Here is a 20,143-nt window from a genome sequence, read left to right as displayed (position 1 = left end):
AAAGGCGAACTGGAACCAGATCTGGTTCTATTTCCCCAGGTCGATCAGTCTCTTGGCCCGCCCTTCCTATGCCGCCTGCGCTTCATAGCCGGCTTCGCGGATCGCCGCGATGAGCGATGCGCTATCCGTGCTGGTCTCGACGCTGACCCGCCTTTCGGGAATGTCGGCTTCGACCTTGGCTGCGGTATCGATGCCCTGGATCGCCTTGGTGATCGAGCGCGCGCAGCCGCCGCAGGTCATCCCGGGGATATTGAAACGGATCGTCATAGTATCTCCAAACTTCGATTGAAGTCCGAAGATGGGGCTTGCCATCGTAGCAAGGTCAAGTCCCGGCGCGCCCTTTTTTCTCCCCTTGACCTTCCCATCGTTGGAAACTGCACAATCCGGTCAAATGAGCAAATCCGGAGAAATTGTCATGTCCGATGTTATCGAATTGCCGCGGAAAAGCGGCCGCCCTGTTGCCGAGCCGGAACGGCTGAGTCTCGCCGTCGCGGGCATGACCTGTGCCTCATGTGTCGGCCATGTCGAAAAGGCGATCGGCAAGCTGCCGGGCGTAACCGGGGTCGCCGTCAATCTGGCGACCAACCGCGCCGACGTGACATTCGCAGGGGCGTCCGATCCCGGCGCCGTCGTGCAAGCGGTCGAGCGCGCCGGTTACGAGGTGCCCGAGGCCGATGTGGAAATCGGCGTCGCGGGGATGACCTGCGCCTCGTGCGTGGGGCATGTCGAAAAGGCACTGTCCAAAGTGCCGGGCGTCAGCAGCGCCACCGTCAATCTGGCGACCGAAAAGGCCAGCATCCGCTATCGCGCCAGCATCGCGTCGCTGGAAGATCTGGAGGCCGCGATCAGCGCCGCCGGTTATGAACCGCGCCGGGTCGAGGGCGACAGCGCATCGCCCGATCAGGAAGCTTCGGCGCGCGAGCAGGAACTGGATAGCCTGCGCCGTTCGCTGTTTCTCGCGGCGGTGTTGGCACTGCCGGTGTTCATCCTCGAGATGGGCTCGCACCTCATTCCCGCTGTCCATGATTTCGTCATGGGTACGATCGGGATGCAGACGAGCTGGCTGATCCAGTTCGTCCTCACCACACTGGTGCTCTTCGGGCCCGGGCTGCGCTTTTTCCAGAAGGGTATCCCGGCGATCCTGCGCGGCAACCCCGATATGAACTCGCTCGTCACCTTGGGGACGAGCGCCGCCTGGGGCTATTCGCTCGTCGCGACCTTTGCTCCCGGCGTCCTGCCGTCCGGCACCGCCAACATCTATTATGAAGCGGCGGCGGTGATCGTCGCGCTGATCCTGCTTGGCCGCTATCTCGAGGCCAAGGCGAAGGGACGGACGTCGGAGGCGATCAAGCGGCTGGTCGGGCTTCAGGCGAAGACCGCGCGCGTCGTGCGCGATGGTGCCGCGCTCGAAGTCGCGCTCGCCGATGTCCGGACCGGCGATATCGTCCAGGTCCGTCCGGGCGAACGCGTGCCGGTCGATGGCGAGGTTGTCGAGGGGAGCTCCTGGGTCGACGAGTCGATGATCACCGGTGAGCCGGTTCCAGTCGCCAAGTCTGCGGGCGCGGGCGTCGTCGGCGGCACGATCAACAAGACCGGCGCTTTCACCTTCCGTGCGACCAAAGTCGGCGGGGATACGGTGCTGGCGCAGATCATTCGCATGGTCGAGCAGGCGCAGGGATCGAAGCTGCCGATCCAGGCAATGGTCGACAAGGTCACCGCCTGGTTCGTCCCCGCGGTGATGGGGATCGCGGGACTGACCTTCCTCGTCTGGCTCATCTTCGGCCCCGATCCGGCGCTGACCTTCGCCTTGGTGAATGCGGTCGCGGTGCTGATTATCGCCTGCCCATGCGCGATGGGGCTCGCGACCCCGACCTCGATCATGGTCGGCACCGGCCGCGCCGCCGAACTGGGGGTGTTGTTCCGCAAGGGCGAGGCGCTCCAGACGCTGCGCGACGTGACGGTCATCGCGCTCGACAAGACCGGCACGCTGACCAAAGGTCACCCCGAACTGACCGACCTTGAGCCGGCCGCGGGCTTCGGGCGCGATGAAGTGCTGGCGCTGGTCGCCAGCGTCGAAAGCCAGTCCGAGCATCCGATCGCCGAAGCCATCGTGGCGGCCGCGAACGCGCGGGGGCTTGACGTTCCATCGCCTGCGGCGTTCGAAGCCATCCCCGGTTACGGCGTATCGGCAAAGGTCGGCGGCCGTGAGGTCCAGGTCGGTGCCGACCGCTTCATGATCAGGTTGGGGCACGATGTCTCAGCCTTTGCCGCCAAGGCCAGTGAACTCGGGGCGATGGGCCGGTCGCCGCTCTATGCCGCGATCGACGGCAAGCTCGCGGCGGTGATCGCGGTCGCCGATCCGGTCAAGGACACGACGCCCGAGGCGATCCGGGCACTCCACGCCCTCGGGCTCAAGGTAGCGATGATCACCGGCGACAATCAGGCGACGGCCGATGCCGTCGCGCGCACGCTGGGGATCGACGAAGTCGTCGGCGAAGTGCTTCCCGACGGCAAGGTCGATGCGATGAACCGGCTGCGTGCTGGCGGCCGCAAGGTTGCGTTCGTCGGCGACGGCATCAACGACGCCCCCGCGCTTGCCGAGGCCGATGTCGGCTTGGCGATCGGCACCGGCACCGATGTCGCGATCGAATCCGCTGACGTCGTGTTGATGTCGGGTGACCTGCGCGGGGTGGTTAACGCGATTGCGCTGTCGAAGGCGACGATCCGCAACATCCAGCAGAATCTCTTCTGGGCATTCGGCTATAATGCGGCGCTGATTCCCGTCGCCGCGGGGGCGCTCTATCCGCTGAACGATACGTTGCTGTCGCCGGTGTTCGCCGCCGGCGCGATGGCGCTGTCGAGCGTCTTCGTGCTAAGCAACGCACTCAGGTTGAAGACCTTCCGGCCGGTGATCGCCGCCGACAAGGGAAAAGAAGGAGAGGCGGCATGAACATCGGCCGCGCCGCGAAAATATCGGGCGTCTCTCCAAAGATGATCCGCTATTACGAACAGACGGGTCTCATCCCCAAGGCTGCGCGTCAGGACTCGGGTTACCGCGACTATGACGACGCCGACGTGCACCGCCTGCGCTTCATTCGGCGCGCGCGCGATCTCGGCTTTACCGTGGAGCAAATCGGCGAGCTGCTGGGTCTCTGGTCCGACCGAAGCCGCGCCAGCGCCGACGTCAAGGCTTTCGCGCTCGAACATATCGAGCGGCTCAAGGAAAAAATGGCCGAGATCGAAGCCATGGTGCGGACGCTTGAGACGCTGGCCAATCATTGCCACGGTGACGACAGGCCCGATTGCCCGATCATCGAGGGGCTGGCGGAAGAGGGGGATGCGATGCCGCGCCTCCAACCGCGCGAACCCCGGCGCTTCGGCAGGTCCGGCGGACAATCCGCCCGGCGCCATGCCGCGGGTTCGTCGAACCGCACGCACTAGCCCTGGCCTCGGGATCATTTGGCCCTTCCGTATGCGGAGGAGCTTTTCCTGATTCTTCGCGGGACATAGCCTTGGCCAACGCGGTCGCCGCACGCCGGATTACTGTTGCAGCAGAGCTCCGCCTACCAACAGGCGCGGTGTCTTCTACGGGTTCATGCGCATTCGACGCCGACGAAGAAAATCTCTTGACCCTCCAACGATGGAAAACCGCACCCCCGAAATATGAGCTCGCCATCCATCCGGATCGGCGAGCACGGATTCGGAGGTTGAGATGCGAAAATCGAGGGTCGCCGCGGCGCTGGGCGCGATATTGGCGACGGGGCTCGTGGTGCTTTGGGTGCGCGGGCCGGAAGGCGGCGAGCAGGCCGCTGCGCCGGGGCCGCCGATGGTTCTGGCGGCATCAGTCGTCGTGCAGGACCATGTGCCGCGCTCCACCTATAACGGACGCCTGACTGCGGTCGAGACGGTCGAACTCAAACCGCGCGTCTCGGGCTATATTGCCGACGTCAGCGTTCCCGAGGGGCAGATTGTCCGGCGCGGGCAGATTCTTTTTCGCCTCGATAATGCGCCCTTCGCGGCGCGGCACGCCGCAGCCCGCGCGGCGACGCGTGAAGCCGAGGCGCGGCTGGGACTCGCGCAGGCCGAGGATGTGCGCGCCCGACGGCTCGTCGCCGAAGGTGTCGCCGGGCGCGAGCGTTCGGACGTGACGACCGCGACCTTGCGTGAACGTGAAGCGCAGGTTGCGTCGGCGCGTGCGGCCGAACGGCTCGCGGCGCTCGACCTTCGCTATGCCGGCGTCGAAGCGCCCATCGCGGGCCGGGTCGGCCAGATTCTCGTCACCCGCGGCAATCTGGTTGCCGGCGGCGAGACGGCGACGCCGCTCACCACCATCGTCTCGGTCGATCCGCTCCACGTCGAATTCGACGTCGACGAGGCGACCTATCTTCGCTCGCTCGCCGACCGCCGCGGTCAGGGCGCCGAGGCCAAGGTCGGCGTCCGCCTCGAAGACGGCAGCACCCGAATGGCGCGGCTGGACTTCATCGGCAACCGTCTCGACCGTGCGACGGGGACGATCCGCGCGCGCGCGGTCCTGCCCAATCCGGGTGGCCGTCTGGCGCCCGGCCTGTTCGCCGAAGTCGATGTCGCGACCGACAAGGCCCGGTCCGCGATCCTCGTCAGCGACATCGCGATCGGTGTCGAACAGGGGCGGCGCTTTGTCCTCGTGCTGGGCGCAAAGAATATGACCGAATATCGGCCCGTGACGCTCGGCCCCATCGTCGATGGCCTGCGCGTCGTCGAGACGGGCTTGCGGCCCGGCGACCGCGTCGTCGTCAAGGGGCTGGCTGGCCCCGGCATGGCGGTCAAACCCAGGATCGTCTCGATGCCGCGCGGCAATGGCATGCAGAAAACCAGCGTCCAGCGGGAGCCGGCACGATGAACTTCCCCCGCTTCTTCATCGACCGGCCGATCTTCGCGATCGTGCTGTCGGTGCTCCTGCTGATTGCCGGGCTGCTCGCGCTCCTCCGGCTACCGCTCAGCGAATATCCGGCGGTCGCGCCGCCGACGGTGACCGTTGCCGCGGCCTATCCGGGCGCCTCGCCCGAGGTTATCGCCGAAACCGTCGCCAGTCCGATCGAACAGGCGGTCAACGGCGTCGAGGGCATGCTCTATATGTCGAGCCAGGCCGCCACCGACGGCCGGATGACGCTCACGGTCACCTTCGCGCAAGGGATCGATCCCGACATCGCGCAGGTTCAGGTCCAGAACCGCGTATCGCGCGCACTGCCACGACTGCCCGAGACGGTGCAGCGGCTCGGCGTCACCACACAGAAGGTTGCACCCGACGCGCTGATGGTGGTGCATCTTCTGTCGCCATCGAAGCGCTATGACCCGCTCTTCATCTCCAACTATGCGCTGCTTCAGGTCCGCGACGAAATCGCGCGCATCCCCGGCATCGCCGACGTGGTCGTGTGGGGTGCCGGTGAATATTCGATGCGCGTCTGGCTCGACCCGGCGCGGATCGCTTCGCGCGGGTTGACCGCGAGCGATATCGTCGCCGCGATCCGCGCGCAGAATGTCGAAGTCGCCGCGGGCAGCGTCGGGCGGCAGCCGAACCCCGCCGCCGCGCAACAGGTCGCGCTCGACGTGAAGGGCCGCCTTGCGACCGAGGAAGAATTTGCTGCGATTGTCGTCAAGACTGGTGCCGACGGCCAGCTCACCCGGCTCGGTGAGGTCGCCCGGATCGAAATGGGCGCCAATGATTATGCGCTGCGTTCGCTGCTCGACGGCGAACCCGCGATCGCGCTGCAGATATTGCAAAGCCCCGGCGCCAACGCGCTCGACACCGCGGCCGAGGTCCGGGCGACGATGGACCGCCTCTCGGGCGAGTTTCCCGACGGGCTGGTTCATCGCATCGCTTATGATCCGACGATCTTTGTCAAGGCTTCGATCGAAAGCGTGATCGTCACGCTGATCGAGGCGACCCTGCTCGTCGTCCTCGTTGTGATCCTCTTCCTCCAGACCTGGCGCGCGTCGATCATTCCGCTTGTCGCGGTGCCCGTCTCGTTGGTCGGGACATTGGCGGTCATGTATGTGTTCGGTTTTCGCTGAACACGCTATCGCTGTTCGGGCTGGTGCTCTCGATCGGCATCGTCGTCGATGACGCGATTGTCGTTGTCGAGAATGTCGAGCGTCATATCGGGCTTGGCGAATCTCCGCGCGAGGCCGCGCGTAAAGCGATGGCGGAGGTCACCGGCCCGATCATCGCGATCACCTCGGTTCTCGCCGCGGTCTTCATTCCCACAGCCTTTCTGGGCGGGTTGCAGGGCGAATTTTATCGCCAGTTCGCGCTCACCGTCGCGATCTCGACCATCTTGTCGGCGGTGAACTCGCTGACGCTGTCGCCCGCACTCGCCGCGATACTGCTCAAGCGTCATGATGCGCCGCGCGACAGCCTCCAACGTGCGATCGACAAAGGCTTTGGTTGGCTGTTCCGGCCGTTCAATCGCGCCTTCGATCGCGGCTCGCTCGCCTATGTCGGTGGCGTGCAGCGCGTCATCCGGCGGGGTGCGGTCGCGGGACTGACCTATGCCGGGTTGCTCGGCCTGACCTGGTTCGCCTTTGACAAGCTGCCCGCCGGTTTCGTGCCCGCGCAGGACAAATATTATCTCGTCGGCATCGTGCAGTTGCCGAACGGCGCGTCGCTCGATCGTACCCAGGCGGTGGCCGAACAGGTCTCGAAGATCGCACTGGCCGAGTCCGGCGTCGAAAGCGTCGTCGCTTTTCCGGGCCTGTCGATCAACGGCTTCGTCAACGTGCCCAACGCCGCCGTCATGTTCGTGATGCTCGATCCTTTTTCCGAGCGCACGTCGCCGGACATGGCGGCCGGCGCAATCGCCGGGCGGCTGCAGGGCAAATATGCGGCAGTCCCCGACGGCTTCGTCGGCATATTCCCGCCGCCGCCGGTTCCCGGCCTCGGCGCCACCGGCGGGTTCAAGATGCAGATCGAGGATCGTTCCGGCGCGGGCTACGAGGCGCTAGCGGCAGCCAACGCCAAGGTGATGGCTGCCGCCGCCAAGGAACCCGCGCTCGCCGGGCTGATGACCAGCTATAATGTTGCCTCGCCCGAACTTTCGGTCGATGTCGACCGGACCAAGGCCGCGGCCCAAGGCGTCGCGATGACCGATGTGTTCGAGACGATGCAGGTCTATCTCGGCTCGCTCTACGTCAACGACTTCAACCGCTTCGGCCGAACCTATCAGGTCTATGCACAGGCCGAAGCCGACGCGCGGGCCCAGCCCGATGCAGTCGGGCGGCTTCAGCTCCGCAACGCGCAGGGCGATATGGTCCCGCTCGCGACGCTGGTCTCCACCTCTCCGGGCGCCGGACCGGACCGCATCATCCACTATAACGGCTTTCCATCGGCCGATATTAGCGGCGGCCCCGCGCCGGGCTTCAGCTCGGGGCAGGCGGTTGCAGCAATGGAACGGATCGCGCGCGCCGAACTGCCAGAGGGCATGACATTCGAGTGGACCGACCTCACTTATCAGGAAAAGACCGCGGGCAACGCCGCCCTCTACGTCTTCCCGATCGCGGTGCTGCTCGCCTTCCTGATCCTCGCGGCGCAATATAACAGCTGGACGCTGCCGCTTGCGGTCCTGCTCATCGTGCCCATGTGTCTGCTCAGCGCGCTTGTCGGGGTCTGGCTGACCGGCGGCGACATCAACATCTTCACGCAGATCGCCTTTGTGGTGCTGGTGGGGCTGGCCGCGAAAAATGCGATCCTGATCGTCGAGTTTGCGCGCGCGCAGGAACATGAAGGTCTCGATCCGCTCGCCGCGGCGCTCGAGGCCTGCCGATTGAGGCTGCGTCCGATCCTGATGACGTCGATCGCCTTCATTGTCGGCGCGGTTCCGCTGGCGATCGCCACGGGGGCGGGCGCTGAAATGCGGCAGGCCATGGGCATTGCGGTGTTCGCCGGCATGCTCGGGGTGACACTCTTCGGCCTCTTCCTGACTCCGCTCTTCTACGTCGTGATCCGCAAGGTCGTTCTCCGGCGCGCGGCGCGGCGCTCTTCAAACCCGGACACCAAGCCGCAGGAATTGACCCCATGACATTGATCGCCAAACTTTCGCCCGCCGTTCTTCTTGGCCTTGCCGGGTGCGCCACCGCTGGCTCCAATTATGTTCCGCCGTCGATCGAGGCACCCGGCGCCTATGCCGCACAGCCGGTGGGCATAGGCGGCACGTCTGCCGAGGCCGCCTGGTGGCACCAGTTTGGCGATCCGGCGCTCGATAGTTTGATCGCCGAGGCGCTCGCCGCGAACCTCGACGCGCGGCTCGCCGTCGCGCGGCTCGACGAGGCGCGCGCACTCGCCGGCGTATCGCGTGCGGGACGGCTTCCCGGCGGCGGTGTCGATGCCTCCTATCAGCGTCGCCGTCTGGCCGATGCTGAGCGTCCGGGCGGTCAGCCGCGTGAAGGGGATGCATTGCGCCTCGGGGCAGAAGCTAGCTGGGAGGTCGACCTGTTCGGTCGTGTCCGCCGCGGGGTCGAAGCCGCCGAGGCCGAGGTCGGCGGCGCCGAAGCGCTGCTACGCGCCGCCCGCGCAGCGGTCACCGCCGATGTCGCCGGCCATTATTTCGAATTGCGCGGAAGCGAGGCCGCGCTTGCCATCGCGCACCGCCAGATCGAAACCCAGCGACGCTCGCTCGACGTCACGCGCAAGCTGGAACGCGCTGGCGCTGGCGCACGCTTTGACGTCGTTCGCGCAGAGGCCGCGCTGTCCGCGGTCGAGGCGACGCTGCCCGGGATCGAACAACGCATCGGCACTGCGCGCCACGCCCTTGCCGTGCTACTCGGCCAGACGCCGCAAAACTTTGTCGGTCCCGCCGTTGCAACAACCAGCCTGCCGCATATTGCGCAGATCGGCGTCGGTGCCCCCGCCGATCTGTTGCGGCGGCGGCCGGATATCGCCGCCGCCGAGCGCACACTCGCCGCCGCCACCGCACGGCGTGGCGTCGCCGAGGCCGACCTGTTTCCGACGGTACGCCTGTCCGGCTTCATTGGGCTCCTCGCTGGCGGGTTTGAATCGCTGTTCACGGGCGGTGCGGTCGCTTTTGCTGGCGGCCCCAGCCTCGATTGGGGTGTGTTCGACATGCCGCGTCTGCGCGCGCAAGTCCGCGTCGCCGATGCTCGCACCGATGCGGCGCTGATCGATTACCACCGGACCGTCCTGATCGCCCTTCGCGATGTCGAGGACGCGCTGACGGCCTATGGTGCAATCCGGACCGGTCTTGCGATGCGCGACCAGCAGGTCGGCGCCAGCCGCGAGGCGGCGCGGATGGCGGCGGTTCGCTTTCGCGAGGGTGAAGGCCAATATCTGGACGTTCTCGATGCCGAACGCAGCCTCTACGAAGCCGAAGCCACGCTCGTCGCGGCGCGCACAGACCATCTCCTGTCTGTGGTCGAAATCCACCGCGCTCTCGGCGGGGGCTGGGAGGTTTGTGAAGGGGTGGGCAGTCCAAATTGTACCGGAGGGCGTACATTCGGCCATTAAATATTATAATAGGTAAATATTATAATAGGAATGCGGCCGGTTTGCACCTGATCCAGCTCGTAGCAAGCCGCGAAGTCGCTGCCCAAAACCTGCCGTTCGAGCATTTCGAAGCCCCGTCAGCAACGCGCCCGTTTTTAGTCGAACGCCCGGTAGGATCCCGGCGCACACCAGCGAACTTGCCCGGCGGTTACGAAGAAGTGGCTCGCACACCCAGTCGTTCGCCACACCGACGGGCGAAGCGACACGCGTCCTTTTCCGTCAGTCTCCAGCGTCCAACGCGGAAAGCGCTTGCCGAGAAAACGAAGGTGCAGCGTTTCGCCGCAGCCGCAAGGGCAGGCGAGGTAACCGAAGGCCGGACCATCGGCGCCGCGGCGGACATAGAGGATGTTGCGCGCGAGCCGGGACGGCACGTCGCCGACCTCCCGTTTCACGATCGCGGGGCGGCGCCAGCCGCCGATCTTCCAGCGGACCGCGCCGAATGCTGCGAGGAGCCGGCAGAGCAGTTTGCGTCCGGGTATCACGACGGGCGGCCGAGGCGGGGCAGCAGCAGCGGCGGGTTGGTCGTTCCCCGCCCGACGTGGCTGGCGAGATTGGCGTCGGGTTCGCCGTCGGGGCGCAGGATGATGCGGCCGTGCGACATCGAGATGCGCTGGATGGCGAAATCGCCGTTCGGACGAGTGCGGAACGGATGGAGGCGGGCGAGCAGCTCGTTCACGGCCATAGATGCGACCATGGTGTTGATGCTGATCACCGCGGGGCGATCGACGACGATGCCGCGCACATAGCCGCGGCGGACCTGATCCTCGTAGAAATCGGGATCGGTGCGGCGCAGCACATCGGCGTGCAGTTCGGCCTCCGAATAGACGCCGCGCGAGCGCAGGCTCGAGCCGCCCGGCTGAATATAGTGCACAACCCCCGACACCGCGTTCACCCCGCCGCTGCCATCGGCATCGATGCGCACGCCGAGATCGAAATAGGGCAGCGTATAGAAGGTCGCGATGCGGTTCAGCGTGTCGCGGCCCTCGATCGAATCCATGCAGCCGAACAGGACATCGCACGTCGCGAGGCGGGCGATCGCCTCGGGGCTGTCGGCGAATCCTTCGACGATTTCCACTTTCGTGCCGAGGCCGATGCGGTCGATATGGTTCTTCATCATCCGCGCCTTGTTGACCTCGGCGGCCGCGTGACGGCGGGTCGCGCCGTAGATGCGGTTGAGATTCTTGGCCTCGACATGGTCGGGCTCGATCAGCACGACCCGGCGGACGCCGAGACGGACGAGCATCTCGACCGTCGGGCTGCCGCTGCCGGACACGCCGACGACCCCGACGCTCAGCGAGCCGAGGCTTTCGGTCGTGTGATCGCCGAACATCTGCCGGTGACGAACGTCGAAGTCGGCGCGCGTCAGGCTCGGGCGGCCCGGCCAGATGAGGATATCGTCGCCGACGACCGACACGCGGTCGAGCATGCCGCGCGGTCCGCCGATGCCGACGCGGCGGCCGAAGATTGACCCATCGGGCAGCATGATCGCGCTCACATGTTCGCCGACAACCTTGAGGCCCACGGCGTTGAAGAGGTCGAGGTCCGAGGCATCGTCCTGCGAGGAGAACTGCCGGTAACCGCCCTGATGCGAGTGGATCTTGAGGATCGCCAGATTGTTTGCTCGCGCCTCGGCGAGCAGCGCCTTGAGGCGGCACGTCGGCCAGGTGATGCGGTCCGGCGCCCGCAGGCATTCGTCCGACGGGATTTCAACAATCCGGTGAACGACGAAGACGCTGCGGCCCTCGATCATGGAGCGGCCGCACAGACCGACGGCGATCGCTTCGAGGCCGGTGCCGTCGAAGAGGTGGCTTGCGAGCGTCGCGTGCTGCGACTGGTTCAGGCGCAAGATGTGCATGACCCTTATCCTTCCTAACGCTTCTTGAATTCGTTCTTCAGCCAGGCGCGAACGCGGCGGAGGTGGGTGCAGAGCGAGTCGACCCCCTGCCGCCACGGGTAGTGACGCGACCATTGCTGGAACGAGCGGTTGTCGATCGAAAGCGCGCTGAGGTTGTTGATGACCTTGCCGTCGGCGCGGCTCAGCGGCGGGCTGAAATAGACCATGTCGATCATGCCGGCGGGATAAGCATCGAGACGGATCGCGACGTCCGCCTGCGCGACGTTATAGCCTTCGGGGATGGGGTGCTGCCGGAGGAGCAGCCACCGCGCCCCGCCCTGGGCGATGGTTTCCCAAGGACATCCGAGTGTTTCGAGCACCCGGATGTCGTCAGGACCGAGGTTGAACTCCCGGCGCATTGCGATCAGCCCTCGGTCTCGTCGAGCGGGAAGGTCTCGAAGACCTCGATGCCGCACTCGCCGAGGTCGACCTTTTCGTCGACGCCGATCGAGACATAGTGGCCGCCGTGGAGACGCTTCTCGAGTTCGTACTTCTCGATCGGCGTCTTGCCGCCCGCGACGAGGATTTCGCGGCCGGTGACGAAGCGGCGATCGAACACGTGGTAGATGTGGTCGATCTTCACCTTGTAGCGGTGCGCGTGCGGCGGCGGCTGGTTGGCGCGGCCGCATTCCTCGACATCGACGATATCGACGATGACGATGTCGTGACCCTTCTCGTGCTTGATCTCGACGTCGACATCCGCGCCGGTGCGGTTGTTGATGATCACGATCTCGGGATCGTCGTCCTTGCGATCGCGGGGGTGGTTGTGGGTATCCATAAACAGATCCTTCTACTCAGCCGGCCAACAGCGGCGGCTGTGGTGCTAAATTGGCGAAGCAGTGCTAAGTTGTCAAGGGGGCTAAGATGTGCTTGACAAATTTAGCACCTGCGCCTAGTTTCTTGGTCCCCAAAAACTAGGATGGGTGATTTATGACCGATGAAAGGACAATCGATGAGGAGGGAACTGATCTCGGGGGGTTTCTGAAGAAAGTGCGCCAATCGCGCGGCCTCTCGCTCCGGGAAGTCGAGCGCTTGACGGACGGCACCGTCTCGAACGGCTATCTCAGCCAGTTGGAGAATGGGAATATCGACAAGCCGTCGGCGATGATGCTGCACCGGCTTTCGAATGCCTATAAGCTCGATTATCACGAAATCATGAAGCGGGCAGGGTTCCTGACCGAGGCGGAAGAACCGCTCAACAGAATGGCCACGTCCGTACTGGGTGAATTGACCTCCGACGAGGAAGACCAGCTTCTGGCTTTCCTCGGCTTTCTGCGACGTCAGAAGAAATAATGCTGGCAGACGACTGTAGCGTTTCGCACGAACAGCTCGTCGCCATCCGGGCCGCCGCCGACCGCGCCTTGCGGGACGGCGGCGCTCTCGGCATCTTTCCCACGCCCGTCGACGACATCATGGCCGCAGCCCGGATCGAAATGGTCCCGCTGGCGATCGACGAGGGCTATCTCGCGAAACTTCGCCGCAAGGCGGAAAATGCCGGCAAGGCGCTGCTCACTGCGCTGTCGAAAGCATGGGGTGTTTTCGACCCACGGTCGCGAATCGCCTTTATCGACCCCGAAACGCCGGACGCCAAGCTTCCCTTCCTGAAACTCCACGAGGGCGGCCACGCCCTGCTCGAATGGCAGAGCATCTTCGGCCTGTTCGAAGATTGCCGGATGACGCTCGATCCGTTCATCAAGGCGCAGTTCGAACGCGAGGCCAATGTCTTCGCCTCCGAAGTCCTGTTCCAGATGGACATCTTCGCCGAGGAAGCAGGCGACCTGACGTTCGGCATGGCGGCGCCGCTGCAGCTTGCGAAGCGTTATGGCGCCTCGGTCTATGCCACGGCCCGGCGATATGTGATGGCGAGCGACCGCGTCTGCGCGGTCCTGATCTTCAATCCGCCGATCGAGGAAGCCTTCGGGCAATCGGTCAGCAGCCTGCGTCGCGTCGTCGCGTCGCCGTCGTTCGAAGCGCGCTTTCCCGCGATGGCCTGGCCGCGGGAAATCCGCTCGCGGGAAGCCTTCGCCCGGCTGATCCCCGATCGCCGGATGACACGCCCGCGGACGGTGAGCTTTCTCGACGCCAATGGCGAACGTCAGGAATTCATCGCGGAATCCTTTCGAAGCCGCCACCAGACGCTCGTGCTTCTGCACTCCGTTGCCACGCTTCAGCGCCGGGTCTATCTCCCGGCCCAGCACAGCCTCTCGCTCTTCTAGGCCATGGCACAGATTCTCGGCTATCTTTCGGACGATGAGGCGAGCGCGTTCCAGCAATATGCCGCTGAACTTCGGCTCGATGTTACGGCGCTTGCCAATCTGTTGATTGTCCGGGAACTCAGACGCGAGCGGCTTGCCGCGCTTCGACCGCTCCACGACCGCGACCTTGGCGGCCAAGGAAAGAAGAAAATCGTCGCGCATCAGTCCGATCCCGAAACCAAGGCAGCGTTCAAGGCGCATGCGATCGCGCGTGATCTGAAACCAAGCCGCGCCGCGGCAATAATATTCCGCGCGGAACTTGCCGAACGCTGGCTAGCCGTCAGTATGGATCTAAGTCAATTTGACTCAGTTTGAGTCATTTACTATGCTGTAAGAACGGTCGTGCGAGATCAGAGCATGGTAGGCCGACCAACTGGAGAAAGGGGCTCCTCGGTCATGCAGCAAAGCCTTGTATCCTTTTCGAAATATAGTCTCTCCAATCTGGCCCTGCGATCGATCGTCGAGCTTGAGCGGATGAATGCCGGGCTGGACAGCAACCCCGACGTCTTCACCAACCTCGCGACCGCACTCCGACAGAATTCGGAGCCGAGCGCCTGCACCCTCCAGTTCCGCTTCGTCGAACCCGGCTATTATGAGTCGTTCGAGCGACTGTACCGCATGGCCTCGAGCGCACCCGACGGCGAAGTCGAGAATATCCAGGAATATATGAAGACGGTCAGCCAGCAGCTGAGCGCGGTCGCCCAAGGCCAAGTCGATGCAGCCGCATCGCTCCTGCCGGTCTGCATAGCGCTGCATCAAGAGCTGATCCAGGAACTGGCGGGAGAAGATGGCTTTGACATCCACGAGCGGTCTCCCCTCAGCGAAGACACTTCGGCTGGCATCCGCCCGTCGTAGACTGAGGGCCTTCATCGATCAGATCGCGGAGTTGGGTACATCCGATTTCGCCCATTTGGACGGCAAGGATGCCCTAACTTTCATCAAGGGATATTCGCTCGAGCTTCGCGAAGTGCTGGAGCGGTTGACGCCTGAAGCGAGCGAGGCTAGCGTCAACGAGGCATGTGCGCAAACCAGCCTCATGGTATCGCGATACACCGATATCCTCGGCTTCATTTTGCGCTCTACGAACGTGCGCAACGCGTTCGAGATGCACTTTCCGCTCAAGCGCCTCGTCGAAACGGCGGTCAGCCCTGACGCACGCTTGATCATGTCATCCGAATGGAAGTTCGTCCCCTTCACTTACCCTATGACCCTCGACTGGCTGCCCGGCTTCGCGCTCGTCGGTGGTCCGGCACCGGAATCGGACAATGTCCTGATCGTTCCTCTCGCTGGCCATGAGATCGGTCACTCGGCGTGGCGGAGCAAGCAGCTCAAGGACCAGCTCATGGCGGATCTAGTGGCTGCGATCGCCCAGACGCTCGACGATATGCCTGCCGAAACAAGTTTAGTTTCCAACGAGCTCGGCGTTGACGGCGTCGCGCTCGCGAAGCTGCGCGACGCGGTGCTGCGGTCAGCTATCAAGCAGCTCGAAGAAATCTTCTGCGACCTATTCGGCCTGTTCATTTTCGGCCGGTCCTTTCTCTACGCCTATGAATACTTTCTCGCACCGGGATGGGGCATGCGTTCCGCTTATTATCCGTCGAGTCTCGATCGGGTGCGCTATCTCATCGAGGCGGCGGAAAAGCTAGGGATCGCTCCGGAAGCCGATCTTTTCGAGGCTTGGGGGGACTCGATCCCGCTGAAGTTCGCCGACGGTGCGGTGATCAGGCTTGCCGATGCGGCGGTTGCAAAAATCTATCCGGCCCTGCGCGCGATCACGTTCAATATTCTGGCAGATCACGGCATCACTCCGCCGACGGCCGATGCAACCGATCGCGTGCTGGCATCGCTGCGACAGCATGTTCCGGATGGCGAGGGTGCAACCTTGCCTGAAATCGTGACCGCGGGCTGGCTCCTGCTGCGCGAGCGTGGCGGTCTGTCGCTCGATCAGGACATTGCCGAATACAAGATCCTGAACGAGCTGATGCTCAAGTCGGTCGAAGTGTCCGAATTCAAGCTGAGGGTCGAAGCCCATGCTTAGCGCTGCCGAGATCGTCGGGGCTCTTGAACATCAGACCAAAGAGGAGCGGCTGACCGTCGTGCCCTGGCCTGAGCGCGACGAGCTCCTTCGCAAGGGTGAAACCTCGATTGATTTGCGCCTCGGCCGGTGGTTTCGTTCGTTCAAGCAAACCCGCACGCCGTCAGTCTCACTCGTCGGCCGCATTCCGCGCGACTCTGACGAACCATCGGAAACGTCGCGAACCAAGCAACATTTTGTGCCCTTCGGGTCGAACTATGTTCTGCACCCCGGACGTTTCGTGCTGGGAGTGACGCTCGAATGGCTGCGCTTGCCTGCGAGCCTGTCGGGCTATGTCACCGGAAAATCCTCGCTGGGCCGCCACGGTCTGGTGATCGAAACGGCGGCTGGCATCCATCCGCAGTTTTCCGGTTGCCTGACCCTCGAGCTTGCCAATGTCGGCGAGGTCCCTTTGGAAATCTATCCCGGCATGCCGATCTGCCAGATATTCCTGCACCGCACTCAGGCGGGTGAAGAGCGCGAGCCTGACCGCTTCTCCGGCCGCAGGAAGCCGATGCTGTCCCCGCCGAAAGCGGATGAGACCTTCATGCGGCTCGTCGACTCCCGGCCCGACGGGGCCTAGGGTGGGCGAGTATGCGTTGGTGTGCGTTGGGTTCAATTCGTTAGTTAGCGTCCGCTATTCAAGCTTTACTCCGAGAATCAGACTGTCTCCAACCGTTGAGAGTTTCGGACGCCGCTAGGCGTCGGAAAGTCTTCGATGCCCGAACCGCGGTGGTCATGAGCTAAGCTATGGGGAAAGCTGTTTTGGTCTGATTGTGGGGAAGCCAGGTGCTGCCGAAAAGCGGACGTGCACGATAGCGGACCGTCTGGATATGGGTCGCAAAAGCGGACGTGGAAAAGCGGACGGGCCGATTTTGCGGTTCCGGCGTCTGCTTTTGGGCAGCGCCGGCGCGAGCGGATCCACTTCCAGGCGCGGGTCTGCCCTGGATCGTGTCTGCGCGAGGCCGTGCCGGATCACGGCGCAGGTGTCTCGGATGAGGCCGCCGGCTGGGGCGGCGCGCGAGGCTGATAGCGGCGCTCGAAGACCTCGATGATGATCATCGTACCGCCGCAGCACGGACAGGTCGGTCGGGGCTCTGCATCGTCGGTCGGTTCCTCGGTCGGCGAAGGTGCGACGTTGAGCAGGCGGCGGGCGCGTTCGAGATGATCCTTGCGGTGTGCGCTGGCGAGCAGGCCATAGTGACGGATGCGGTGGAACCCGCGCGGCAGGGCGTGGAGGAGGAAGCGGCGGATGAACTCGTCCGCGCCGAGGGTCATGACCTGCTGCCGTCCGGCACCGGCCTTGCGGTAGTCCTTGTAGCGGAAAGTGACCCCGGCCTCGTCGAACCGGAGGAGCCGGCTGTTCGAGATGGCGACCCGATGGGTGTAGCGCGCGAGGTAAGCGAGCACGGCCTCGGGCCCGGCGAACGGGGCCTTGGCATAAACGACCCAGCGCTTTTTGCGGACCGGCGAGAGGTGCCGCAGGAATGCGCGTCGTTCGGCGAGATGCGTAATGCTGCCAAAGAAGGCGAGCTTGCCGGCATCGTGCAGCGCGCGAAGGCGGGTCAGGAACAGCCGGCGGAACAGGGCGCCGAGCACGCGGACCGGCAGCAGGAAGGCCGGGCGTGCTGATATCCAGCGTGTCCCATCGCGCGAGATGCCGCCGCCCGGCACGATCATGTGGATGTGGGGATGATGGGTGAGCGCTGAGCCCCAGGTATGGAGGACGGCGGTGATGCCGATCCGGGCGCCGAGGTGCTTCGGGTCGGCGGCGATGGTCAGCATCGTATCGGCCGCCGCCTTGAACAGCAGGTCATAGACGAGCGCCTTGTTGTAATAGGCGATCGCGGCGACCTCGGCAGGCAGGGTGAACACGACATGGAAATAGCCGACCGGGAGCAGATCAGCCTCGCGGGCCTCGAGCCAGCTGCGCGCCGCGACGCCCTGGCACTTAGGGCAGTGGCGGTTGCGGCAGCTGTTATAGGCGATCCGCCAGTGCCCGCAGTCGGGACAGGCTTCGACGTGCCCGCCGAGCGCGGCGGTGCGGCAATGTTCGATCGCCGACATGATCTTGAGCTGGTGCAGGCTCAGATGCCCGGCATGGGCAGCGCGATAGGCAGGTCCAGCATCGCGGAAGATGTCGGCAACCTCGAGTGAGGCGCGCATCGGCCTCAGCCGTCGGGCGCCTCTTCGCTCGGCGATGCGAGCGCGAGCCTGTCGAGCGGGCTGACGATCGAGCGAACGGTCTTGGTGGCAACCTGCGTGTAGAAGGCGGTGGTGTTTAGCTTGGCGTGACCGAGCAGCGCCTGGATGACGCGGATATCGACGCCATCCTCGAGCAGGTGGGTGGCGAAGCTGTGGCGCAAGGTGTGCGGTCCGACGCGCTTGTCGATATCGGCGGCCTCCGCGGCTTCGACGACAACCCGGTAGAGCTGGCGGGTGCTGATCGGGACCGAGGCGCTCTGTCCGGGGAAGAGCCAGCCTTCGGGAAACAGCACGCCCTGCTGTCGTCCGGCGCGCCACCAGTCGCGCAGCAGCAGGAGCAGGCCTTCGGGCAGCATCGCGTTGCGGTACCGCTCGCCCTTGCCGCGCTCGATCCGCAGCAGCATCCGCTTGCTGTCGATATCGGTGACCTTCAGCGCCGATACCTCGGCGACGCGCAGCCCCGCGCCATAGGCGACCGACAGCGCAGCCTGATGCTTGAGGCAGCGCGTGGCATCGAGCAGCCGCTTCACCTCGGCCATGGTCAGAACGACCGGGATCTTGCGAACCTGCCTGGTGCGGATCAGCTTACGCGCGATATCGGGGCGATCGAGGGTATGCGTGAAGAAGAACCTCAGCGCGCCGACGATGCTGTTCATCGTTGGTGCGGGGACGCCCGCCTGTTGCTGCTCGATCTGGAACTGCCGGATATCCTCGGCGCTCGCGGTATGCGGCGAGCGCCCGAGCCAGGTCGCGAACCGCCCGACGTCGCGAAGATAGTTGCGTTGCGTCTCCTTCGAGAAGCGGCGCATGGTCATATCGTCGATCAGCCGCTGGCGCAGCGGGCTGATCGGGCCAATCTGGATAAGCTCGTTCATCGTTCGACTCCTCTGTTGAAGGAGCCGAAAGGGTCTGCCTGCGGCAGCCCGCGTTCAATCAGGCGTGACGCTCGCTGGGGCGCTTTACATCGAGGCTAACGCCAATCCGCGGAGCGGTTCGTGCACCGGCCGCAAGTGACGGCGCCGCTACGCTCCGCTCCGCTCGGCGGCGCGTTGGGTTGTCCCTCCATCGCGGCATCGATCATGGCGCGATAAATCCCGCCGATGTCATCGCCCATGCCCTCGGCCGCTCTACGGGTGCCAGCGCCGATCATAGCGGGGTCTGGTTCGCGCACCGCCATGATTGCAGCCCAAGCCTCGGGTAGATAATCCTGCCAAAGCGGCTTGCCGTCCATCGTCGCGTCGGGTGGGTTGGCATCCAGCTCGCAAAGCGCACGGGCGACTCGTTCCAGGCCAGTCTTCATTCCGGGACAATATCATAAAAGCTCGCTTTCGGGTGGCGTGGTTGCCGGGTTGGCTGCCCATGCCCAAATAGCTTTGGGCAGACATGAAAGAGGCAGAGCTTTGAAGATCGTGAATGGAGCAAGTTTGCAGCCCCGGTCGGGGGGCGCCCCGAAGAAGCTCGTCCTGCTGCTGCACGGCTTCGGGTCGAGCGGGACGGACATGATCTCGCTGGCGCCGCAGTGGCAAGAGGCTCTGCCCGACACCTTGTTTCTTGCCCCGCACGCGCCGCAGCGCTGCGGCACGATGGGGGCGGGCTATCAATGGTGGGGGCTTTCCGGCTTCGCGCCGTCCGTCCTCGCTGCGGGCGCCGCCTCGGCCGCACCGGCGATCGACGCCTTCATCGACCGCAAGCTCGCGCAATATGGCCTGAGCGAGGCCGACCTCGCCATCGTCGGCTTCAGCCAAGGGACGATGATGGCACTGCATGTCGCGCTGCGGCGACCGCGGGCGGTGGCTGCCGTCGTGGGCTATTCCGGCATGTTGGCAGGGACGCTCGGGTTGAGCCACGGAGAACTCCCAAAGCCGCCCGTTCTATTGGTGCATGGCACAGCCGATCCCGTGGTTCCGATCGCCGCGCTGCACATGTCGGAGAGCGAGCTCAAGCGTCTCGGCGTCGACGTCACGACGCACGTCTCCTACGGCGTGGCGCATACCGTCGATCCAGTCGGACTTCGCCTCGGCCGCGATTTCGTGGCGGAGGCCTTCGCTCGCTAGTCCGCTTTTCGCGGTCCGAGACTCAAACCGGGCCGTCTCAGTTCGGCCAACGCTACCTTTAGGGGGCGTCCGGATGAGGTAGTCTTCGATGAGCTTAATGCAGGCGACGCTTTCCAGCCGGGCTAT

At 64.6% G+C, this 20,143-nt stretch carries 19 protein-coding genes and 1 pseudogene; 12 read left to right on the top strand and 8 right to left on the bottom strand.

Translation table 11 applies throughout. From position 1 onward, the window contains the following. Positions 1-66: 66 nt before the first annotated feature. The gene (locus LH20_RS20010) at positions 67-267 is read right to left on the bottom strand and encodes a heavy-metal-associated domain-containing protein (protein WP_053555738.1); all 201 of its coding nucleotides are present in this window, start codon (positions 265-267) and stop codon (positions 67-69) included. 148 nt (positions 268-415) lie between these two features. Between LH20_RS20010 and LH20_RS20005 the strand changes: the two genes are divergently transcribed. The 5 genes and pseudogenes from LH20_RS20005 (at position 416) to LH20_RS19985 (ending at position 9,496) form a co-directional block, all read left to right on the top strand. After that, positions 416-2,950, top strand: coding sequence for a heavy metal translocating P-type ATPase (locus LH20_RS20005; protein WP_053555737.1), 2,535 nt, complete (start codon positions 416-418; stop codon positions 2,948-2,950). Next, on the top strand, positions 2,947-3,441 hold the full coding sequence (gene cueR, locus LH20_RS20000) for a Cu(I)-responsive transcriptional regulator (protein WP_053555736.1): 495 nt from the start codon (positions 2,947-2,949) through the stop codon (positions 3,439-3,441). The genes LH20_RS20005 and cueR overlap by 4 nt, the downstream gene beginning before the upstream one ends. Before the next feature lie 271 nt (positions 3,442-3,712). Further along, positions 3,713-4,879, top strand: a complete 1,167-nt coding sequence (locus LH20_RS19995) for an efflux RND transporter periplasmic adaptor subunit (RefSeq protein WP_053555735.1) — start codon at positions 3,713-3,715, stop codon at positions 4,877-4,879. Beyond that, a pseudogene (locus LH20_RS24445) lies at positions 4,876-8,054 on the top strand (efflux RND transporter permease subunit). Before LH20_RS19995 ends, LH20_RS24445 begins: the two are co-directional and overlap by 4 nt. Beyond that, on the top strand, positions 8,051-9,496 hold the full coding sequence (locus tag LH20_RS19985) for an efflux transporter outer membrane subunit (protein ID WP_053555734.1): 1,446 nt from the start codon (positions 8,051-8,053) through the stop codon (positions 9,494-9,496). Before LH20_RS24445 ends, LH20_RS19985 begins: the two are co-directional and overlap by 4 nt. A gap of 134 nt (positions 9,497-9,630) precedes the next feature. On the opposite strand, the gene LH20_RS19980 is transcribed toward LH20_RS19985, so the two are convergent. Genes LH20_RS19980 through LH20_RS19965 form a run of 4 tightly spaced genes read right to left on the bottom strand, consistent with a single transcriptional unit; the run spans position 9,631 to position 12,207 of the window. After that, positions 9,631-10,017, bottom strand: a complete 387-nt coding sequence (locus tag LH20_RS19980) for a DUF6527 family protein (protein WP_053555733.1) — start codon at positions 10,015-10,017, stop codon at positions 9,631-9,633. Further along, positions 10,014-11,390, bottom strand: a complete 1,377-nt coding sequence (locus tag LH20_RS19975) for a ThiF family adenylyltransferase (protein WP_053555732.1) — start codon at positions 11,388-11,390, stop codon at positions 10,014-10,016. The genes LH20_RS19980 and LH20_RS19975 overlap by 4 nt, the downstream gene beginning before the upstream one ends. A gap of 14 nt (positions 11,391-11,404) precedes the next feature. Next, positions 11,405-11,788, bottom strand: a complete 384-nt coding sequence (locus LH20_RS19970) for an E2/UBC family protein (protein WP_053555731.1) — start codon at positions 11,786-11,788, stop codon at positions 11,405-11,407. Between the two features lie 5 nt (positions 11,789-11,793). Beyond that, on the bottom strand, positions 11,794-12,207 hold the full coding sequence (locus tag LH20_RS19965) for a multiubiquitin domain-containing protein (RefSeq protein ID WP_053555730.1): 414 nt from the start codon (positions 12,205-12,207) through the stop codon (positions 11,794-11,796). 152 nt (positions 12,208-12,359) lie between these two features. On the opposite strand from LH20_RS19965, the gene LH20_RS19960 reads away from it, so the two are divergent. The 6 genes from LH20_RS19960 to dcd all read left to right on the top strand — a co-directional run bounded on the left by LH20_RS19960 (position 12,360) and on the right by dcd (position 16,341). Further along, a complete protein-coding gene (locus LH20_RS19960) occupies positions 12,360-12,722 on the top strand; it encodes a helix-turn-helix domain-containing protein (protein ID WP_053555729.1) in 363 nt (120 codons plus the stop codon). After that, positions 12,722-13,645, top strand: coding sequence for an ImmA/IrrE family metallo-endopeptidase (locus LH20_RS19955; RefSeq protein ID WP_053555728.1), 924 nt, complete (start codon positions 12,722-12,724; stop codon positions 13,643-13,645). The genes LH20_RS19960 and LH20_RS19955 overlap by 1 nt, the downstream gene beginning before the upstream one ends. A 3-nt stretch (positions 13,646-13,648) precedes the next feature. Then, positions 13,649-13,999, top strand: a complete 351-nt coding sequence (locus LH20_RS19950) for a hypothetical protein (RefSeq protein ID WP_053555727.1) — start codon at positions 13,649-13,651, stop codon at positions 13,997-13,999. Positions 14,000-14,080: 81 nt separating this feature from the next. Beyond that, positions 14,081-14,539, top strand: coding sequence for a hypothetical protein (locus LH20_RS19945; protein ID WP_053555726.1), 459 nt, complete (start codon positions 14,081-14,083; stop codon positions 14,537-14,539). A 31-nt stretch (positions 14,540-14,570) separates the two neighbouring features. After that, positions 14,571-15,722: a hypothetical protein gene (locus tag LH20_RS19940; protein WP_144423620.1), complete on the top strand. Its 1,152-nt coding sequence runs from the start codon at positions 14,571-14,573 to the stop codon at positions 15,720-15,722. Beyond that, positions 15,715-16,341 carry a dCTP deaminase gene (gene dcd / locus LH20_RS19935; protein ID WP_053555724.1) on the top strand — a complete coding sequence of 209 codons (627 nt, stop codon included), beginning with the start codon at positions 15,715-15,717 and terminating at the stop codon, positions 16,339-16,341. Before LH20_RS19940 ends, dcd begins: the two co-directional genes overlap by 8 nt. Positions 16,342-16,733: 392 nt before the next feature. On the opposite strand, the gene LH20_RS19930 is transcribed toward dcd, so the two are convergent. The 3 genes from LH20_RS19930 to LH20_RS19920 all read right to left on the bottom strand — a co-directional run bounded on the left by LH20_RS19930 (position 16,734) and on the right by LH20_RS19920 (position 19,263). Continuing rightward, positions 16,734-17,924 carry an IS91 family transposase gene (locus tag LH20_RS19930; protein WP_053555723.1) on the bottom strand — a complete coding sequence of 397 codons (1,191 nt, stop codon included), beginning with the start codon at positions 17,922-17,924 and terminating at the stop codon, positions 16,734-16,736. 5 nt (positions 17,925-17,929) lie between these two features. Next, complete coding sequence (locus LH20_RS19925; RefSeq protein ID WP_053555722.1) at positions 17,930-18,838, bottom strand: site-specific integrase; 909 nt, start codon at positions 18,836-18,838, stop codon at positions 17,930-17,932. Between the two features lie 95 nt (positions 18,839-18,933). Then, positions 18,934-19,263 (bottom strand): hypothetical protein, encoded by a 330-nt coding sequence (locus LH20_RS19920; protein ID WP_053555721.1) that lies wholly within the window; start codon positions 19,261-19,263, stop codon positions 18,934-18,936. 109 nt (positions 19,264-19,372) lie between these two features. Here LH20_RS19920 and LH20_RS19915 point away from each other — a divergent pair, with 109 nt between their 5' ends. Then, complete coding sequence (locus LH20_RS19915; RefSeq protein ID WP_235527215.1) at positions 19,373-20,017, top strand: alpha/beta hydrolase; 645 nt, start codon at positions 19,373-19,375, stop codon at positions 20,015-20,017. The last annotated feature ends 126 nt before the right edge of the window (positions 20,018-20,143 follow it).

Source organism: Sphingopyxis sp. 113P3 (assembly GCF_001278035.1).
In the GTDB taxonomy this organism is placed as follows: Bacteria; Pseudomonadota; Alphaproteobacteria; order Sphingomonadales; family Sphingomonadaceae; genus Sphingopyxis.
Note: the sequence above shows the minus strand (reverse complement) of the source record. Positions and strands in the feature narration are given on the sequence as shown.

What these genes read in the sequence shown, in the direction of transcription:
- LH20_RS19995 (WP_053555735.1), top strand. Translation starts at nt 3,713, where the DNA reads ATGCGAAAATCGAGGGTCGCCGCGGCGCTGGGCGCGATATTGGCGACG.
- LH20_RS19930 (WP_053555723.1), bottom strand. Translation starts at nt 17,924, where the DNA reads ATGCGCGCCTCACTCGAGGTTGCCGACATCTTCCGCGATGCTGGACCT.
- dcd (WP_053555724.1), top strand. Translation starts at nt 15,715, where the DNA reads ATGCTTAGCGCTGCCGAGATCGTCGGGGCTCTTGAACATCAGACCAAA.
- LH20_RS19985 (WP_053555734.1), top strand. Translation starts at nt 8,051, where the DNA reads ATGACATTGATCGCCAAACTTTCGCCCGCCGTTCTTCTTGGCCTTGCC.
- LH20_RS19965 (WP_053555730.1), bottom strand. Translation starts at nt 12,207, where the DNA reads ATGGATACCCACAACCACCCCCGCGATCGCAAGGACGACGATCCCGAG.
- LH20_RS19925 (WP_053555722.1), bottom strand. Translation starts at nt 18,838, where the DNA reads ATGAACGAGCTTATCCAGATTGGCCCGATCAGCCCGCTGCGCCAGCGG.
- cueR (WP_053555736.1), top strand. Translation starts at nt 2,947, where the DNA reads ATGAACATCGGCCGCGCCGCGAAAATATCGGGCGTCTCTCCAAAGATG.
- LH20_RS19970 (WP_053555731.1), bottom strand. Translation starts at nt 11,788, where the DNA reads ATGCGCCGGGAGTTCAACCTCGGTCCTGACGACATCCGGGTGCTCGAA.
- LH20_RS20005 (WP_053555737.1), top strand. Translation starts at nt 416, where the DNA reads ATGTCCGATGTTATCGAATTGCCGCGGAAAAGCGGCCGCCCTGTTGCC.
- LH20_RS19945 (WP_053555726.1), top strand. Translation starts at nt 14,081, where the DNA reads ATGCAGCAAAGCCTTGTATCCTTTTCGAAATATAGTCTCTCCAATCTG.
- LH20_RS19960 (WP_053555729.1), top strand. Translation starts at nt 12,360, where the DNA reads ATGACCGATGAAAGGACAATCGATGAGGAGGGAACTGATCTCGGGGGG.
- LH20_RS19950 (WP_053555727.1), top strand. Translation starts at nt 13,649, where the DNA reads ATGGCACAGATTCTCGGCTATCTTTCGGACGATGAGGCGAGCGCGTTC.
- LH20_RS19975 (WP_053555732.1), bottom strand. Translation starts at nt 11,390, where the DNA reads ATGCACATCTTGCGCCTGAACCAGTCGCAGCACGCGACGCTCGCAAGC.
- LH20_RS19920 (WP_053555721.1), bottom strand. Translation starts at nt 19,263, where the DNA reads ATGAAGACTGGCCTGGAACGAGTCGCCCGTGCGCTTTGCGAGCTGGAT.
- LH20_RS19955 (WP_053555728.1), top strand. Translation starts at nt 12,722, where the DNA reads ATGCTGGCAGACGACTGTAGCGTTTCGCACGAACAGCTCGTCGCCATC.
- LH20_RS20010 (WP_053555738.1), bottom strand. Translation starts at nt 267, where the DNA reads ATGACGATCCGTTTCAATATCCCCGGGATGACCTGCGGCGGCTGCGCG.